This is a genomic window from Kribbella sp. NPDC026611 (genome assembly GCF_040638345.1).
Lineage (GTDB): Bacteria > Actinomycetota > Actinomycetes > Propionibacteriales > Kribbellaceae > Kribbella.
Window position 1 is genome coordinate 987,429 of sequence record NZ_JBEZYC010000003.1, and the last position, 14,944, is coordinate 1,002,372.

Annotated in this window: 13 protein-coding genes; 6 read left to right on the forward strand and 7 right to left on the reverse strand. The window is 68.6% G+C overall.

The genetic code is table 11. From position 1 onward, the window contains the following. Window positions 1–10: 10 nt before the first annotated feature. On the reverse strand, window positions 11–310 hold the full coding sequence (locus AB0E69_RS16695; protein ID WP_360145631.1) for a metal-sensitive transcriptional regulator: 300 nt from the start codon (window positions 308–310) through the stop codon (window positions 11–13). A gap of 193 nt (window positions 311–503) precedes the next feature. Between AB0E69_RS16695 and AB0E69_RS16700 the strand changes: the two genes are divergently transcribed. After that, window positions 504–1,427 carry an ATP-binding cassette domain-containing protein gene (locus tag AB0E69_RS16700; RefSeq protein WP_360145634.1) on the forward strand — a complete coding sequence of 308 codons (924 nt, stop codon included), beginning with the start codon at window positions 504–506 and terminating at the stop codon, window positions 1,425–1,427. Beyond that, the gene (locus tag AB0E69_RS16705) at window positions 1,424–2,413 is read left to right on the forward strand and encodes an ABC transporter permease subunit (protein ID WP_360145637.1); all 990 of its coding nucleotides are present in this window, start codon (window positions 1,424–1,426) and stop codon (window positions 2,411–2,413) included. The genes AB0E69_RS16700 and AB0E69_RS16705 overlap by 4 nt, the downstream gene beginning before the upstream one ends. On the opposite strand, the gene AB0E69_RS16710 is transcribed toward AB0E69_RS16705, so the two are convergent. Beyond that, window positions 2,403–4,904 (reverse strand): YfhO family protein, encoded by a 2,502-nt coding sequence (locus AB0E69_RS16710; RefSeq protein ID WP_360145640.1) that lies wholly within the window; start codon window positions 4,902–4,904, stop codon window positions 2,403–2,405. The two genes, AB0E69_RS16705 and AB0E69_RS16710, sit on opposite strands and share 11 nt — an antisense overlap. Before the next feature lie 93 nt (window positions 4,905–4,997). Between AB0E69_RS16710 and AB0E69_RS16715 the strand changes: the two genes are divergently transcribed. Continuing rightward, complete coding sequence (locus AB0E69_RS16715; RefSeq protein WP_360145643.1) at window positions 4,998–6,011, forward strand: glycosyltransferase family 2 protein; 1,014 nt, start codon at window positions 4,998–5,000, stop codon at window positions 6,009–6,011. Window positions 6,012–6,029: 18 nt separating this feature from the next. Here the strand turns inward: AB0E69_RS16715 and ugpC are convergent, their stop codons facing one another. Beyond that, complete coding sequence (gene ugpC, locus AB0E69_RS16720; RefSeq protein WP_360145646.1) at window positions 6,030–7,109, reverse strand: sn-glycerol-3-phosphate ABC transporter ATP-binding protein UgpC; 1,080 nt, start codon at window positions 7,107–7,109, stop codon at window positions 6,030–6,032. Between the two features lie 221 nt (window positions 7,110–7,330). Here ugpC and AB0E69_RS16725 point away from each other — a divergent pair, with 221 nt between their 5' ends. Then, window positions 7,331–8,377 (forward strand): LacI family DNA-binding transcriptional regulator, encoded by a 1,047-nt coding sequence (locus AB0E69_RS16725; protein ID WP_360145649.1) that lies wholly within the window; start codon window positions 7,331–7,333, stop codon window positions 8,375–8,377. Here the strand turns inward: AB0E69_RS16725 and AB0E69_RS16730 are convergent. Together AB0E69_RS16730 and snpA are read right to left on the reverse strand one after the other, a co-directional pair. After that, window positions 8,343–8,846, reverse strand: coding sequence for a hypothetical protein (locus AB0E69_RS16730; protein WP_360145652.1), 504 nt, complete (start codon window positions 8,844–8,846; stop codon window positions 8,343–8,345). The two genes, AB0E69_RS16725 and AB0E69_RS16730, sit on opposite strands and share 35 nt — an antisense overlap. Before the next feature lie 107 nt (window positions 8,847–8,953). Next, a complete protein-coding gene (gene snpA / locus AB0E69_RS16735) occupies window positions 8,954–9,625 on the reverse strand; it encodes a snapalysin (RefSeq protein ID WP_360145655.1) in 672 nt (223 codons plus the stop codon). A 183-nt stretch (window positions 9,626–9,808) separates the two neighbouring features. Here snpA and AB0E69_RS16740 point away from each other — a divergent pair, with 183 nt between their 5' ends. Next, window positions 9,809–10,228, forward strand: coding sequence for a nitroreductase family deazaflavin-dependent oxidoreductase (locus tag AB0E69_RS16740; protein ID WP_360145658.1), 420 nt, complete (start codon window positions 9,809–9,811; stop codon window positions 10,226–10,228). Window positions 10,229–10,944: 716 nt separating this feature from the next. On the opposite strand, the gene soxR is transcribed toward AB0E69_RS16740, so the two are convergent. After that, a complete protein-coding gene (gene soxR / locus AB0E69_RS16745) occupies window positions 10,945–11,418 on the reverse strand; it encodes a redox-sensitive transcriptional activator SoxR (protein ID WP_360145661.1) in 474 nt (157 codons plus the stop codon). A gap of 390 nt (window positions 11,419–11,808) precedes the next feature. Between soxR and AB0E69_RS16750 the strand changes: the two genes are divergently transcribed. After that, window positions 11,809–13,791: a DEAD/DEAH box helicase gene (locus AB0E69_RS16750; RefSeq protein ID WP_360145664.1), complete on the forward strand. Its 1,983-nt coding sequence runs from the start codon at window positions 11,809–11,811 to the stop codon at window positions 13,789–13,791. Window positions 13,792–13,839: 48 nt separating this feature from the next. Here AB0E69_RS16750 and AB0E69_RS16755 read toward each other — a convergent pair whose 3' ends face one another. Beyond that, the gene (locus AB0E69_RS16755; RefSeq protein WP_360145667.1) at window positions 13,840–14,928 is read right to left on the reverse strand and encodes a threonine aldolase; all 1,089 of its coding nucleotides are present in this window, start codon (window positions 14,926–14,928) and stop codon (window positions 13,840–13,842) included. Window positions 14,929–14,944 lie beyond the last annotated feature (16 nt).

Here is a 14,944-nt window from a genome sequence, read left to right on the forward strand (position 1 = left end):
TCTCGAAGTTTCAGCTACGGACCAGGCGGGCGATCGCGTCGGAGGCCTCCCGGACCTTCTCCTCGGCCTCCGGGCCGCCCTTCTGCGCGGCCTCGACCACGCAGTGCGAGAGGTGCTCGTCGAGCAGCTCCAGCGAGAACGACTGCAGTGCCTTGGTGGCCGCCGACACCTGGGTCAGGATGTCGATGCAGTACTTGTCCTCCTCGACCATCCGCTGCAGGCCACGGATCTGGCCCTCGATCCGGCGCAGCCGCTTGAGGTGGCTGCTCTTCTCCGCGGTGTACCCGTGAACGTGGTCTGCATCAGTCATTTCCGGCTCCTCCAGCTACCCCTCGGGGGTATGTCGACACTCAGAAAAGTACCCCCTCCAGGTATCCAGCGCAAGTCCGCGCCAGATACCTGGAGGGGGTATAGGTCACACCGCTGCACAGGCGGGGGGAAATGCACCGCACGAACAAAACTGACACTCTGTGCGTCTGCGCCTGCAGAGTGAGAGGGGCACGATGCCTGACTTGGCAGTGAGTACGCGCGGACTGCGCAAGACGTACCGCACCCGCCGGGGGCGCAAGGTGGTCGCGGTGCAGGGTCTGGACCTGGACGTCCCGACCGGCGGAGTGCACGGCTTCCTCGGGCCGAACGGCTCCGGGAAGACCACCTCGATCCGGATGCTGCTCGGGCTGGTCCGGGCCGACGCCGGCTCGATGACCGTGTTCGGCAAGCCGGTGCCGGCCCAGCTGCCGGAGGTGGTCGGCCGGGTCGGCGCGATCGTCGAGTCGCCGAAGTTCTTTCCGGCCTTTTCGGGCACCAAGAACCTCGAGCTGCTGGCCGAGGCAATCGGAGCCCCGCGTGGCCGGGTGGGCGAGGTGCTCGAGCAGACCTCGCTCGGCGACCGCGGCGACGACCGGTTCCGCGGGTACTCGCTGGGCATGAAGCAACGGCTCGCGATCGCGGCCACGCTGCTGAAGCAGCCCGACCTGCTGATCTTCGACGAGCCGACCAACGGCCTCGACCCGGCCGGCATCCGGGAGATCCGCGAGACCATGCGCAGCCTCGGCGACGAGGGCAAGACCGTGCTGGTCAGCAGCCACATCCTCGCCGAGGTCGAGCAGGTCGCGGACACCGTGTCGATCATCGGCCACGGCCGGCTGCTCGCCTCGGGGACCGTCGCCGAGGTCATCGGTGGCGGTACGGCGACCACGGTCAAGGTTGCCGTGGACAACCACGAGGCGGCGACCCGGATCCTGACCGCGGCCGGTCTGACCGTCCGCGCCGACGGCAACCACCTGCTCGTCGACGGCGCGACCGACCCGGCCGACGTCACGCGCCGGCTGGCGCAGCAGGAGCTGTACGTGTCCGAGCTGACCCCGGTCCGTGCCGACCTGGAGTCCGTGTTCCTCGAGCTGACCGAGGGTGAGGGGTTGCAGTGATCCGCCTGACCAAGGTCGAGCTCCGTCGCTTGATCTCCCGCCGGTTGACCATTGTCGGTGCTGCCGGCCTGCTCCTGATCAGTGCGCTGCTGCTGGTCGCCACCTGGGCCGACGCGCGGCCGATGACCGCCGCCGAGCAGCAGCAGGCCCAGCGGCAGTTCGAGGTCGCGCACCAGGACTGGGTCGACCACGCCGCCGAGAACCTCAGGCAGTGCGAGGCCGACTGGAACAGCCAGCCGGACCCGAAGCCCAAGCTCGAGGACATGTGCAACTACTCCGAGCCCAAGCTCGAGGATTTCGGCAAGCCGCGGACCGTGTTCGCCACGATCATGCCGGAGCTGCTCCAGGGTTCGTCGTACTTCCTGGCGTTCGCGGCGTTCCTGATCGGGGCGAGCTTCTTCGGCGCGGAGTTCAGTACCGGTGCCATCGGCAACTGGCTGACCTTCGAGCCGCGCCGGCTCCGGGTGTACGGGAGCAAGCTGCTCGCGGCCGCGAGCGGATTCGTGCCGATCGCGGCGGTGATCCTCGCGATCGTGCTGCTCGGGGTCTACCTGATCGTCCACGCGCTTGGCGACGCCCACACGACCGGCAAGGTCTGGGGCAACCTGACCGCGACCGGTGGCCGGGCCGTCGTGACGACCGCGCTGGCCGCCGCGCTCGGCAGCGTCGTCGGTCTGCTGCTCCGGCACACCGCGGCCGCGATCGGTGTCGTGATGGGGTACCTCGTGCTGGTCGAGGGCGTGTTCGGCTCGTTCCTGCAGAAGGCCCAGCCGTGGCTGGTCCGGCTGAACTTCGACGCCTTCGTGAAGCACGACACGCAGTACTACCTCAACGAGTGCAGCGCGAGCAGCGACGGTGGGTACAACTGCAACTACGTCGAGAAGACGCTCACCTTCGAGCACGGCGCCTGGTACCTGGCCGTCCTGGCCGTGCTGATGATCGGGATCGGCGGCTGGGTCTTCCACCGCCGCGACATCAACTCTTAGTTAGGTCGTGTCTGGTGATTCGCCGTCGTCGTGCCGCTCCGATCAGCACGATCCCGAGCAGGAGCACGGCGGCGGCACCCGCGGCGGCGAGACCGCGGCGCAACCCGGGCGGCGTGTAGGAGCAGGCGATCTGCTGTGGGTCGCCGGTCAGCGGCACTGCCATCAGGCCGCCGAAGTCGCGCGGCGTCTGTGCCTTGCCGTTGCCGACCTTGCACGTCCAGCCCGGCAGCTTCGGTACGGCGAGGACAGCCCAGCCCTTGCTGCCGGTCGGCAGCTTCGCGCGGATCGAGTGGCCGCCGGCCTGGACGTCGGTGGCTCCGCTCTCGCGCAACCGCCGTACCGCCTTCCCCAGGGCTTGATGGTTGAGGCAACCGATCGCGCCGTGCGGCGGGATGCCCTGCGGGTCCTCGCCGAAGTTGACCTCGATCCGGATCACGCCGTTCGCGGGCACCGTGCCGAGGCCGACCATCGAGCTGCGGGTGTTGATCCCCGGCCGCCGGGTCGCGCCCAGGTCGTGCCAGTCGCCGCCCTCGAGACGCGCTCGCCCTTCCACCCGCGGCATGTGCAGGTACGCCGTCGTGCCCGCCTCGCAGCGCGACACCAGCCGCACGTCACCGCTGGCGAACCGCGTGCCCTTGTAGTCCGGCACTTGATAGACGGTGTAGCCGAGCAGCCGCTCCTGCGCGGTGTACGCGTCCGGAGTGTTGCTGTCGCCGAGGTTGCGCCGGACCGTGATCAGCGGCGGCGCCTCGGACTTCGTGATCTGGGGTACGCCGTCGCCGATCAGCCGCATCCGGGCGCCGACCGAGAAGATCGCATCCGTGACCGGGTTGTCGAGCGAGTGGTTCGCCCGGCCGTACCCGGACCAGCCGAAGCCGAGGCCGGTGAAGGTCTTGTTGAGCGAGTACGGCAGCAGGCTGCTGTACAGCCCCGCGCCCTGCCCGCCGAGCAGGATCGGGTCGTTCGGCACCACCGACGTCCCCGGATCGGTGCGGTACGACGGCCAGTCGCCGGCGGCGCGGATCGCGTCGTACCGGGCCTGCTGCCTGTCGTCCCACGGGCCGGCCGAGGCGCCGAGGGACTTGGAGCGGTACTCGTCGACGACGACCGCGGACCAGGTGGTCTCGAGCCCGACGACCAGCAGGACCAGACCGAACGCGACCGCGACCGGCAACCGCAGCCGCCGGGTGGCCGGAAACCGGCGCAGGATCCAGATGATGCCGAACGCAACCACTACGACAGCGCCGGATGTGATCAGCGGGGTCAGCCAGTGCTCGGTCAGGAGCGGGCTGCCGTCCGACAGCACCACGATGACGGCGAGCAGCCCGGCGGCGAGGACCAGCGCGATCGGGCCGGGCAGGCGGTGCGCGACCGAGATCCAGGCGATCACGACGATCACGCCGCAGAGCACGAACGCCTCGCGGTACTGGCTGCCGTTCGGAGTGTCGAAGCCGTGCCACATCGACTGCGTCGGTGCCCACCGGAACGACAGCGCGACCGCGGCGGTGGTGATCACCCAGACGATCTTGGTCACCCAGGGCACGAACCGGTTGAACGGGAGCGTCAGGGCCAGCAGGAGGGCAACGGTTCCGACGTACAGGCTGGCGGTCCGGCCCACGCCTTCGGACAGCGGCAGCAGCCTGGACAGGAAGATGTCCAGGGCAGAGGGGCGGAAGACTCCGGACGGTGACGGCGTTGCGGCGTCGTTGGTGGTGATGATCGGTAGCAGGATGGGCGCGACCAGAGCCATCCCGAGCACGAACGAGACGCCGTGCCGGACCAGTGCCTGCAGCCGGTGCCACCAGCCGAACTCGTTGCTGGTCAGCAGGCGGGCGATCAGGTACAGCCCGGCCCCGATCGTGGCCATGTAGGCGGTGTAGAAGTTGGACAGCCAGAAGACGGCGACCACGAGCACGCTGAGCACCCGGTGCTGTCGCCGCAGTGACCATTCCGCCACCAGGAAGTACATCGGCAGCGCGATCAGGCCGTCCAGCCACATCGGGACGTACGCCCCGTCGTCGAGCGCCCAGCCGCAGACGCCGTACGACAATCCGAGAATCGCGGCAACCCAACGGGGTCCTCGGTGCATCTTGAGAAGTAGGGTCGCCATCGCTGCAGCGGCAAGACTGAGCTTCAGGGTGGTGATGATGTAGACGGCGAGGTCGATCTGGTCCCGGGGAAAGAGGGCGACCAGCAACGACAGCGGGCTGCCGAGGTCGACTCCGAGGTCGGCCAGGAACCCGACGCCGAACGCACTCTGCCAGTTGAAGAACAGGTCGCCCTGTGCCTGACCGTGCACGACGTCCCAGAGGTGGGCGAAGAAAGGGATGTACTGCGTGCCAAGATCGTTGGTACTGCGGGACGACGAACCGAAGGGGAAGGTACCGCGGATGATTCCGGAGGCGGCGAAGACCGCCGCCACCATGACACCGGCGACGACAGCCGGCAGTACCGCCGATCGTCGGCGAACCGCCGCGTCCTCGGTAGCCATGAGCCGCCCCTCCCTTGTGGTCACCCGGTCGCCCAAGCTAACGGGTGGTTCTGGTCTGGACAAGAATCGCATCATGGTCAACAGCTGGGGCGGATGGGGTCGACGATGCGGTTGAGTCTGGTGGTGCCGTGTTACAACGAGGTCGAGGTCATCGCGCGGTTCCATCAGGCCGTGACCCGCGAGCTGACCGCCACCGGCCGGCCGTACGAGATCGTGTACGTCGACGACGGCAGCTCTGATGGGACGCTCGACGCGCTCGTCGGGTTGGCCGCCGTGGACGAATCGGTCCGGTACCTGTCCTTCAGCCGGAACTTCGGCAAGGAGGCCGCGATGCTGGCCGGCCTGCGGTACGCGACCGGTGACGCGGTGGTGATCATGGACGCCGACCTGCAGCACCCGCCGGAGCTGATCGGCCGGATGCTGACGGAGTACGGGCGCGGTTTCGACCAGGTGATCGCGCGGCGGAACCGGACCGGCGACCCGGCCACCCGGACCCTGTTCGCGCGGGCGTACTACTGGCTGATCAACAAGTGGGCCGACGTCGAGCTGATGGACGGGGTCGGCGACTTCCGGCTGCTGTCCCGGCGCGCGGTCGACGGGCTGCTCGAGCTGAACGAGTACAACCGGTTCTCGAAGGGGCTGTTCGCCTGGATCGGGTTCGAGTCGATCCTGTTCGAGTACGACAACGTGAAGGCCGCGCCGGACCGGAAGAGCCGGTGGACCTTCCGCCGGCTGCTCGAGTACGGGCTGGACGGGCTGCTGTCGTTCAACAACAAGCCGCTCCGGCTGGCGATCTACGTCGGCCTGCTGCTCACGGCAGTCGCCGCGGGGTACGCCGTGTGGGTGATCGTGGCGGCGCTGGTGCATGGGGTCGAGATGCCCGGGTACGTCACGCTGATCGCGGCCATCACCGGCCTCGGCGGGCTGCAGATGGTGATGCTCGGCGTGATCGGCGAGTACATCGGCCGGGTGTACTACGAGACCAAGCAGCGGCCGCACTACCTGCTGAAGCAGACCAACGTGGATCCGGCGGAGCTGAACCAGCTGAAGAAGCTCGACGGTCTGGAAAAGCCACCGGCCCCGGGCGAACACACCCGGGGCCGGTAGTTACCGCTGCTGCCTTGGTCAGGCGGTGAGACGCTCCTCGGTGGAGGTGCTGAACAGGTGCAGCTTGTCCGGCACCGCCGCGAGGCGGATCGTGGAGCCCTTCTCGACCGGCATCCGGGCGTCGATGCGGGCCACGATCTGCTGGTGCTCGTTGTTGTGCTCCGCGGTCCCGTACAGGTACGCGTCGGCGCCGAGCTCCTCGACCACGGCGACCTTCACCGGCAGACCCTCGTCGGAAACCTTGAATGCCTCCGGGCGAACGCCCACGGTCAGGGTCTTGTCGCTGCCGGCCTTGGCCAGCACCGCGCGCTCGATCGGGATCACGTAGTCGCCGACCTTGGCGCCGGTCTCGGTGATGTCCGCCTCGAGCAGGTTCATCGCGGGCGAGCCGATGAAGCCGGCCACGAACTTGTTCTTCGGGTTGTCGTACAGGTTCAGCGGGGTGTCGACCTGCTGGAGCAGACCGTCCTTGAGGACGGCCACCCGGTCGCCCATCGTCATGGCCTCGACCTGGTCGTGGGTCACGTACACCGTGGTGACGCCGAGACGCTGCTGCAGCTCGGCGATCTGGGTACGGGTCTGCACGCGCAGCTTGGCGTCGAGGTTGGACAGCGGCTCGTCCATCAGGAAGACCTGCGGGTTACGGACGATCGCGCGGCCCATCGCGACGCGCTGGCGCTGACCACCGGACAGGGCCTTCGGCTTGCGGTCCAGGTACTCCTCCAGGCCGAGCAGCTTGGCGGCCTCGCCGACCCGCTTCGCCCGGTCCTCCTTGGAGACGCCCTGCATCTTCAGCGCGAAGCCCATGTTGTCGGCGACCGACATGTGCGGGTAGAGCGCGTAGTTCTGGAACACCATCGCGATGTCCCGCTCCTTCGGCGGACGGTGCGTGACGTCGCGGTCGCCGATGTAGATGGAACCCTCGTTGACCTCTTCGAGGCCGGCGAGCATCCGGAGCGAGGTGGACTTGCCGCACCCCGACGGGCCGACGAGCACCATGAACTCGCCGTCCTCGATCTCGAGGTTGAGCTTGTCGACGGCGGGGGTGTCAGAGCCCGGGTAGACCCGGGTTGCCGCCTTGAAAGAGACAGTAGCCATGACGATTTCTTCCCTTCACCGGCAGGAACGTGCCGGACGATCCGAGTAAAGGCCCCCTGGGCGGGGGAGTCCGCCTATCCTCGCGTGGCCCGCTCGTCCTGACAAGCTTTACCGCGTGTGACGTGTCCATTCTGTTCACGTAGTGGACACCTGTGCGCATCCTGCAAGTTCTTGCAGGATCTTGCTGCAATCTCAGGCGGCGGCTGGGTACAGTGCCGGGCGTGAGCAGCAGAGCACGGCTGGCGGACATCGCGGCCAAGGCGGGGGTCAGTGAGGCGACGGTCTCGCGGGTGCTGAACGGCAAGCCGGGGGTGGCGGACGAGACGAAGCAGTCGGTGCTGACAGCGCTCGACGTCCTCGGCTTCGAGCGGCCGACCCGGCTGCGGCGCCGGTCGGCGGGGCTGATCGGGCTGGTGATGCCGGAGCTGGTCAACCCGATCTTTCCCGCGTTCGCCCAGGTGATCGAGTCGGCGCTGTCGCAGCGCGGGTTCACGCCGGTGCTGTGCACGCAGTCGCCGTCCGGCGCGACGGAGGAGGAGTACGTCGAGATGCTGCTCGAGCGCGGCGTCTCCGGAATCATCTTCGTCTCGGGTCTGCATGCGGACACCGGGACCGATCACGAGCGGTACCAGGCGCTGGTCGACCGGCGGCTGCCGGTGGTGTTCGTGAACGGGTGGCTGCCGGCGGTCGAGGCGCCGTTCGTGTCGTCGGACGAGTACGCCGCGATGGAGCTGGCCGTCTCGCACCTGGTTGCTCTCGGCCACCGGCGGATCGGGTTCGCGTCGGGGCCGGAGCGGTTCATCGTCGTCCAGCGGAAGCTGGCCGGGTACAAGATCTCGATGAAAGCCCAGCTCGGTCTGTCGGACGACTCCTTGGGCGAGTTGGTTGCCCTGAGCATGTTCGGGGTGGAGGGCGGCGAGGCGGCCGGGCGACAGTTGCTGGACGCGTCGGTGAGCGCGGTCGTGTGCGGGTCGGACATGATGGCGCTCGGGGTGATCCGGGCGGCGCGTCAGCGTGGATTGTCGGTGCCGGGGGACATTTCGGTGGTCGGGTACGACGACGCGCCGATGATGGAGTTCACCGATCCGCCGATGACCACGATCCGCCAACCGGTGCAGGCGATGGGACTGGCCGCCGTACAGTCCCTGCTGGAAGAGGTCCGCGGCCACGCCACCCCGCACACGGAGTTCCTGTTCCGCCCCGAACTCGTCGTCCGCGGCTCCACCGGTCCCTTTACTGATCCCAGTTCTCGCAGGACTTCTGTTTGAAGTCCTCGAGCGACTTCAGCTTGGGGTCGCCGCTGTGCGGATCGAGCACGCGCACGGTGCCTGGTTTGAGCGTCGCCAGGTCACGGATGCTGAAGTCGATGTACCCAGTCGACCAACTGTTGTCCTTCGTGCCGCCGTACGCCGAGTACTTCGCATCCAGCTCGCGCGGCGCCAGCTGACCAACCGGTCGCCACCCGTTCCCGCCCGTCTCCACGGAGAACTGCGAGAACCCCGTCACGGCGGCGTCCGTCTCCCAGTGCCCGATCGTCTTGTCCTTCGGGAACGCCCGGTCCGGGTCGGGATCCGGCAGGTAGAGGACCGCGGTGTCGACGTGCCCCTCGCACATCTGGATCACGATCACCGGTTTGCCGTTCGCGTCCACGGTCACGCCGGACACGCCACCGATCGGGACCGTGCATCCCGTCAGCACCAGCAGCCCTACGGCCGCTGCCCCCACCCACCTCAGCATGTCGTCAGGTTAGAGCTATCACCGGTTCTCGCGGGCCACTTTCGCCGTACGGGCGGTGCTCCGGCCCGGACCTTCCCCTGCCGGACGGTCCGGGCCGGAGGTTCGGGTTACTTGGAGGTGTGGAAGGCCGCCGACGGGAGGCTGGTCTTGCCGTTGACCCAGAGCTGGTTGACCTTGGACCGCTCGGTCGAGTTCGGGTACGGGTTGGTGCAGGACGGGCCGGGGCCGCCACCGGACATCAGCTCGGAGCACGGGCCGGAGTAGTGGTCCGGCAGGCCGAGTACGTGCCCGGTCTCGTGGGCCACGATCCGGGTCTTGTCGTACTGCTCGGACTGCGCGTAGTCGATGAAGACGTAGCCGCTACCGTGCCCGTCGGTCGACGCGTACGAGCCCCGCGGGTCGTTGCCCTCGGTGTAGTAGAAGTCGTAGTTGCTGCCCTCGGCAAGCTTCACGTTGCTGACCGACGAGTTCCAGATCGACGTACTCGAGGCGATCTGGGATGCGAAGGACGGCGCGTCCACGGCGTACGTGACGGTCACCGCGGTGACCTTGCGGCCGGACTTCGCCTGCGCGGCCTGCTTGGCCCGCGCCGACTTCATCACGGCGTCGTAGAACGCCTTCGTGGCAGCCTCGTCCTGCGGCGACCCGACGTACGCCGCGCGGGTAGCCGCGGTCGAACGCTGGGAGTCGACCGCCGGCGCGGCGGTGGAGAGTGCGGGCACAGCCAGGGCGGCAGCAGCAAGCCCGGCGACAGCAGAGAACACACGGCGGTAAGACATAGGAGGGCCTCACTCCATCGGGGCGGAAAGCGACGGGCGGATCACCGATCGCTACACCACCGGATGCTGCCAAGGACAAGCCCGTTACGCACCGGATCAGAGCAAACACAGGGGGTATCCCTCGTTTTCCGATCCCGACTCTATGCCCGGCATAACTCGAGGCCTATGACGGTTACAGTCACCATGAGCGATTGGAACGACACCATCATCGACGAGTTTCGCGCCAACCAGGGCAAGGTCGGCGGCCACTTCGCCGGCGCCCCCATGATCCTGATCCACCACACCGGCCGGAAGAGCGGCCGCGAGTTCGTCGCCCCCGTGATGTACCTCCCACACGCGACAGACCCCGACAAGCTCTACGTCTTCGCCTCCAAGGGCGGCGCCCCCACCAGCCCCGACTGGTACCACAACCTCACCTCCGCCGGCACCACCACCGTCGAGGTAGGCACCGAAACCTTCAAGGTCACGGTCCGCGAGCTCACGGGTGAGGAGCGCGACGTGATCTATGCGGAACAGGCCCGGCGCTACCCAGGCTTCGCTGAATATGAGGTGAAGACGGCCGGCATCCGCACAATCCCAGTCCTGGAGCTAACTCGTAGCTGAGGGCATGCCCGATTTCCGGAAGGAAAGTGCCACGGAGTGGCACAAATCCTCCGGAAACCTCGCCTGAACCAGCTCGCTGGGTTGGCAACCTGCACCACTCACCACGAGTACGACAGGTAGTGCGCCGACCCGGCGCAGTCACTCGCGAGCGGTAGCGAGCAACTCCGCGAGCGCAGCGAGCGAGCCCCCGGCACTCGCCGGGGACTCCGGCGCAGCCGGAAACCGCGAGCGGCAGCTCGCAACCAGCGAGCGAAGCGAGCAACTCGGCGAGCGAAGCGAGCAACTCCGCGGCGGTAGCCGCGAACCCGCGAGCGCCAGCTCGCAACACCGCGAGCGCAGCAAGCGAACCCCGGCACTCGCCGGGAACTCCGGGGCGCTCGCCCCCGAACAAACGGGGTGGGTGGGGCGGCGCGTAGCTCGGCGACGAAGGAGCCGTGCGTAGCACCGCGATGGGACTACCACCTGCACCACTCACCAGCAGTACGACTAGTAGTGCGCGGGCCCAGGGCATTCACCCGCGAGCGTCAGCGAGCAACCCCGGCGGCGGCAGCCGCGAACCGCGAGCGCAAGCGAGCAAACCCCCCGGCGGCAGCCGGGTGCACCCGGGCGCCAGCCCGGAAGAAACGGGTGGGTGGGAGCGCGCGTAGTGGTCGCGGCGGAGGAGCGGAGCGACGACAGAGCGGCCGCGTAGCCCGCGTGGGGTTACCCGCGGGGGGTTATTCCCCCGGGATCCCGACGTTGAGTAGGTGGGCGCCAGGCCCGCGGGTGGAGAGGCGGTCGGATTTGTTGTAGAGGTTGCAGCGCTGGAGGCTCAGGCAGCCGCAGCCTATGCAGCTGTCCAGGTCGTCCCGGAGACGTTCAAGCTCCGCGATGCGGTCGTCCAGGCGGCTGCGCCAGGACTTGGAGAGTTTGCTCCAGTCGGCGCGGGTCGGCGTACGGTCCTCCGGGAGCGAGTCCAGCGCGGCCTTGATCTCGGACAGTGCGAGGCCGACCCGCTGGGCCGCCTGGACGAACGCGATCCGCCGCAGCGTGCTCCGCTGGTACTGCCGCTGGTTGCCTGCCGTACGCCGGGACTGGATCAGCCCCTGGTCCTCGTAGAACCGCAACGCCGATGCCGCCACGCCGGACCGGTGTGCGATCTCCCCGATCGAGAGCCAGTGGTCCTTGCTCGGGACGTTCTCCTCTCCCATACAGCCACCCTAGGACGGCGGCCCAAATGCTCAAGCTCGCTTTAACTGCAGTTGGAACACCACTGGATGAAGTGGTCTGCTCGACAACCCCGCAGTACCGGTCTGCTCCACCTCGCGGAGCCAGGAAGTGGTCAGTGCGCCCCTCACCGTCGGTTATACTTTTCTCGTGTCGGTGCGCGCGTCGCGTCACCAGAGCATTTCCCAGGCGCTCCGACCCGTCGGTTTCAGCATCCGGCTGAAGTTTCCCGGCGACATGGGTGCACCGCGATAAGCACCCGCAGGTCGATGCCCGTCTCCTGCTGAGTATGCCCAGTCCGGTCATGTTTCGTGACCGGCGCTCCGGCGTGCGGCTGCGATCCGGCAAATCGTCCGTGACGAGAGAGAGATTGCGTGACCCAGCACCACCAGGACCATTCCGAGTCTGCCGCCGAGCCGGCCCGGAAGCCACGACACAAGAAGTTCCAGAACCAGTCTTACGGCGAGCGCGCCGCAGCGAACGCCGCATACGAAGCACCCGCGACCGACGACAAGCCGGTCAAGGGCTACCGCTCCGAGCAGCCACGCCCGGATCGCGGCCAGCGCGCCGGCGACGACCGTGGCCGGTTCGACGACCGCCCGCGGTACGGCGACCGCGCCCGCGGCGACCGTTCGCGCTCCGACCGCGACGAGCGTCCGCAGTACAGCAACGAGCGGCCCAAGTACAACAACAACGACCGCCCGAAGTACGGCAACGGCGAGCGGCCGAAGTACAGCAACAACGACCGGCCGCAGTACCGGAGCAACGACGAGCGTCCGCAGTTCCGGCGGGACGAGCGTCCGCAGTACCGCCGCGACGACCGGCCGCAGTTCAACCGCGACGACCGCCCGCAGTTCAACCGCGACGACCGCCCGCAGTTCAACCGCGACGACCGTCCGCAGTTCAACCGGGATGAGCGGCCGCGGTTCGAGCGGACGGACCGGAATGCGTGGCGGGATCGTCGGGACGACCGGCGGCCGGAGCGGGACTATCAGCAGACCAAGCAGGAAGAGCAGGTACCGGTGGATCTGGGGACGGTTGCTGAGGACAACAAGTTCGCTCAGCTCGGGTTGTCGCCGCGGTTGGTGCAGCGGATGGCGCGGGACGGGATCACCAGCCCGTTCCCGATCCAGGAAGCGACCATCCCGGACGCACTGGCCGGCCGGGACGTGCTCGGGCGCGGGCAGACCGGCTCCGGCAAGACGCTCGGGTTCGGCCTGCCGACCCTGATGCGGCTCGCCGGTGGCCGGACCGAGTCGCGCCGGCCGCGCGGCATGATCCTGGTGCCGACGCGTGAGCTCGCGATGCAGGTGCACGACGCGCTCGAGCCGCTGGCGCACGTGATGAACGTGTCGCTCAAGCTGATCGCGGGCGGGCTCCCGTACCCGAAGCAGATCGACGCGCTCCGTCGTGGCGTCGACCTGCTGATCGCCACCCCGGGCCGGCTGATCGACCTGTGCGAGCAGGGCGCTGCCGACCTCGGTGCTGTGGAGATCGCGGTGCTCGACGAGGCTGACCACATGTGCGACATGGGCTTCATGCCGGCCGTCACCACGCTGCTCGACATGACCCCGCCCGAGGGCCAGCGGCTGCTGTTCTCCGCGACGCTCGACAACGACGTCGACAAGATCGTGAAGACGTACCTGAAGGACCCGGTGCAGCACTCGACCGACTCCGGCCAGGCGACCGTGACCACGATGGCGCACCACCTGCTGGTGATCGAGCCGGGGCACAAGCAGTCGCTGACGGCCGAGCTCGCCAGCCGCGAAGGCCGGACCATCGTGTTCGTCCGCACCAAGCTGGGCGCCGACCGCGTCGCCACCCAGCTGCGTGACCGCGGCGTGATGGCCGCAGCCCTGCACGGCGGCCTCACCCAGGGCGCCCGGAACCGGACCCTCGAGCAGTTCAAGGACGGCTCGGTACCGGTGCTCGTGGCAACCGACGTCGCCGCCCGCGGTATCCACGTCGACGACGTCGGTCTGGTCGTCCAGGCGGACCCGCCGGCCGAGCACAAGGACTACCTGCACCGCGCCGGCCGGACGGCTCGCGCCGGTGGTACGGGTGCGGTTGTCACCCTGGTCCTGCCGCACCAGCGGCGTGGCATGGTCAAGATGGCGGAGTCGGCCGGTGTCGACACCGAGCCGGTGCGCGCGCGTCCGGGCGACGAGCTGATCACCGAGCTGACCGGCGGCAGCAAGCCGTCCGGGTACCCGGTGAAGCTGCCGGCGCCGAAGCCGCGGAACAACTCGAAGGGCGGCCGTCGGTACGGCGGCAGCCGTCCGGGCCGCGGCCACGACAGCCGCGGACCGCGCCGCACCAACAACGGTGGCCCGCGCGGGAAGTCCTACCAGCACTGAGTACAGCGGCCCTGATTCCCCAGGAAACCATGGGGGATCAGGGCCGACTCATGTCAGGATCGACCAGAGCCGCGCGAGCACCATCGCGATCTCGTCGGCGTCCAGCGGGACCAGCTCGAGCAGCAGCTCACCTTCGGCCATCCGGTCCGTCATCACGTAGATCGGCGGTGTCCCCGCCTCGAGCTCGGTCGCGACCCGCTTCGCGTCCGGCACCTGCAGCCGGACCCGCGACACCTGCAACCCGGTCGGGTCCCGCACCACGTCAGCCGTGACGCCGGGGATCCGGGCGGCCGCGGCGGCGAACGAGTCCACCTTGGCGAGCTCGTCGGCCTCCCACTTCATCCGGTCGAACGCCTGCCACTCCTCGAGCGCCGACAGGACGCCGACGATGGCCTCCTTCGTCGGCTTCATCACCCGGCCGATGCCCTTCTCCTGCGCCCGCACCGCCTGGACCAGCGGCCAGGCGCCCGCCACCATCCCGGCCGTCGGCGAGCCGAGGTACTTCTGCCCGCTCACCAGCACCAGGTCGGCGCCCGTCGACAACAGGTCCGCGATCCGCGGGAACTGCGCGGCCCCGTCGATGATCGCCGGTACGCCGCGCCGATGCGCAGCCCGTACGGCGGCCACCAGGTCCAGCGGCGAGTCCGCGGCCAGCCGGGACGACACCAGCACCAGGCAGGCGATGTCCGGGCCGTCGAGCTCCTCGTTCAGATCGTCAATGGTGCAACGGTTCTCGTCGCCGGCCAGGTCGACGAACGCGCCGGCCAGCCGGATGCCCTGCAGGTTGGAGTGCCCGTAGTCGATCACGTGGCAGGCCGGCATCACCACGCGGTTGTGCATGTCCGTTGCGTTCGGCAACGCGGCGATCCGGCGCGGATCGTTGCCGGTCATCGTGGCCGCGACGGCAAGGGTGAGCCCGGCCGCGGTGCAGTGCACGACGGCGCCCGCCTGGGCGCCGGTCACCTGCGCGATGGCTTCGCTGGCCCGGTCGCCGAGCTCGTCCATCACGAAGAACTCGGGCAGCGCCTGGGCGACGGCGGCCGCGACCCCATGGGAACTCCGGGACACCCCGAGCGGGCTGTAGGTGCCCCTGGCGTTGATCACCACACTCAGCCGATATCGATCGTGAAGGCTCATGGTGTAGCCGAGCGTA

What these genes read in the sequence shown, in the direction of transcription:
- AB0E69_RS16695 (WP_360145631.1), bottom strand. Translation starts at nt 310, where the DNA reads ATGACTGATGCAGACCACGTTCACGGGTACACCGCGGAGAAGAGCAGC.
- AB0E69_RS16715 (WP_360145643.1), top strand. Translation starts at nt 4,998, where the DNA reads ATGGGGTCGACGATGCGGTTGAGTCTGGTGGTGCCGTGTTACAACGAG.
- ugpC (WP_360145646.1), bottom strand. Translation starts at nt 7,109, where the DNA reads ATGGCTACTGTCTCTTTCAAGGCGGCAACCCGGGTCTACCCGGGCTCT.
- AB0E69_RS16710 (WP_360145640.1), bottom strand. Translation starts at nt 4,904, where the DNA reads ATGGCTACCGAGGACGCGGCGGTTCGCCGACGATCGGCGGTACTGCCG.
- AB0E69_RS16730 (WP_360145652.1), bottom strand. Translation starts at nt 8,846, where the DNA reads ATGCTGAGGTGGGTGGGGGCAGCGGCCGTAGGGCTGCTGGTGCTGACG.
- AB0E69_RS16755 (WP_360145667.1), bottom strand. Translation starts at nt 14,928, where the DNA reads ATGAGCCTTCACGATCGATATCGGCTGAGTGTGGTGATCAACGCCAGG.
- AB0E69_RS16740 (WP_360145658.1), top strand. Translation starts at nt 9,809, where the DNA reads ATGAGCGATTGGAACGACACCATCATCGACGAGTTTCGCGCCAACCAG.
- AB0E69_RS16700 (WP_360145634.1), top strand. Translation starts at nt 504, where the DNA reads ATGCCTGACTTGGCAGTGAGTACGCGCGGACTGCGCAAGACGTACCGC.
- snpA (WP_360145655.1), bottom strand. Translation starts at nt 9,625, where the DNA reads ATGTCTTACCGCCGTGTGTTCTCTGCTGTCGCCGGGCTTGCTGCTGCC.
- soxR (WP_360145661.1), bottom strand. Translation starts at nt 11,418, where the DNA reads ATGGGAGAGGAGAACGTCCCGAGCAAGGACCACTGGCTCTCGATCGGG.